The sequence below is a fragment of the Collinsella sp. genome (assembly GCF_052346665.1).
Classification (GTDB): domain Bacteria; phylum Actinomycetota; class Coriobacteriia; order Coriobacteriales; family Coriobacteriaceae; genus Collinsella.
On sequence record NZ_DAWDUX010000024.1, the window covers coordinates 32,880 to 34,586 of the forward strand.

A 1,707-nucleotide genomic window follows, 5' to 3' on the forward strand; every position below is an offset into this window, starting at 1 on the left:
GGCGAACGTGCTCGATTACCTCGAGCCTTCGCTCATCGTCGAAGTCCATATCGATATCGGGCATCTCGGTACGTTCGGGAGAGAGGAACCTCTCGAACATGAGGCCGTTCGATAGCGGGTCGAAGGTGGTGATGTCCATGGCATAGGCGACGAGCGCGCCGGCGGCCGAGCCGCGGCCCGGACCCACGCCGATGCCGTTTTGCTTTGCCCAGCGCACGTATTCTGCCACGATGAGAAAGTAAGCGGCGAAGCCTTTCTCGCAGATGACCTTGTATTCAAACTCAAAGCGCTCGCGAATGTCGACGCCGTTGATCTCCTTGCCATCCCAATCGTTGCCGTAGCGCTTGGCCAGACCCTCCTCGCACTCGCGGCGGAACTGGCTCTCGTGCGTCTCCCCGGGGTCGAGCAGCGGGTAGTTCGGCAGGATGATGCTGTCCCAGTCGAGCTCGACGTTGCACTTCTCCGCGATCTCGAGGGTGTTGTCGCACGCCTCGGGGCAATAGGGGAACAGCGCGCGCATCTCCTCCTCGGTCTTCATGTAGAACTCGGAGCCCTCCATGCGGATGCGGTTGGGGTCGTCGATCTTGGAGTTCGTGCCGATGCACATGACCACGTCCTGCACGGGAGCGTCGTCACGCGTGAGGTAATGGAAGTCGTTGGTGGCGATGACCTTGACGCCCACCTGGCGGGCGATCTCGATAAGGGTCTTGGAGAGCTCCTCGTCGGTGATGCCGGAGTCGGTGGTAATGCCGTGCTCCTGGATCTCGATGTAGAAATTGCCCGGCTCGAAGGTGTCGCGGAAGGTCTCCGCCCACTCGATCGCCTTGTCCATCTCACCGCGGTCGATGCACTTGGGGATGATGCCCGCGATGCACGCCGAGCTCGCGATGAGGCCCTCGCGGTGGCGGCGCAGATTGTCCAGCGTCACACGCGGCTTATAGTAAAAACCCTGCACGGCGGCCTCGGAGACCGTCTGCATGAGGTTGACGTAGCCCGTTTCGTTCTGTGCGAAGAGCACCATGTGGTAGAGCTCGGGCTTGCGGTCGCGCGCGAGCGTCTCGTCGGGGGTGAAATAGACCTCGCAGCCAAAGATGGGTTTAATGACCAGCGGTGGCTTGAGCTCATCGATGTTGCCCTGGGCGTCCCACATCGCGAGGTCCTTCATATGCTGTTCGTACCCGCGCGGGTCTTTCTCGGAGTCGGGGCACTCGAGCTCGTCGCGGCGGCCCTTCTCGAGGAACGACTTGTCCTTGCTCCATACCTTGTACTCGGGTGTGCCGTGGTTAATGGCGTCGCAGGCGAGGCCGAGCTCGGGGACGCCGTACATGTAGCCGTGATCGGTGATTGCCACGGCGGGCATGCCGAGATCGACCGCGCGCTTGACCATGTCGCCGATGCGCGTCGCGCCGTCGAGCATGGAGTAGACGGTATGGTTGTGCAAGTGGACGAATGCCATGTGCTATGGCTCCTAACTGATGTGCTGAGAATATCCTCGAGGCCCTTCGACCCCATTTCGAACGCTATTGATTCTAACCGAGCGAGCGGACAGAACGCATGTGCGCCCCCGGCTCGTGGAAGGCACACAGTGTGTTCGATTACGCGACCGGGGGCGCGAGGGCAAACGGTAGCACAAGTAGCAAAAACTTCGCGATTTGGGCGTGCGGCAGAAATCTTGGAGACCGGGCGGAGAGGAGAAGCCTTGTATTC

Annotated in this window: 1 protein-coding gene; it reads right to left on the reverse strand. The window is 61.2% G+C overall.

Features of this window, described 5'->3' with window-relative positions:
- Positions 1 to 1,456, reverse strand: a 1,456-nt coding sequence (locus ACT8II_RS05885; RefSeq protein ID WP_443813314.1) for a PHP domain-containing protein, incomplete at its 3' end; no start/stop codon positions are given.
- Positions 1,457 to 1,707 lie beyond the last annotated feature (251 nt).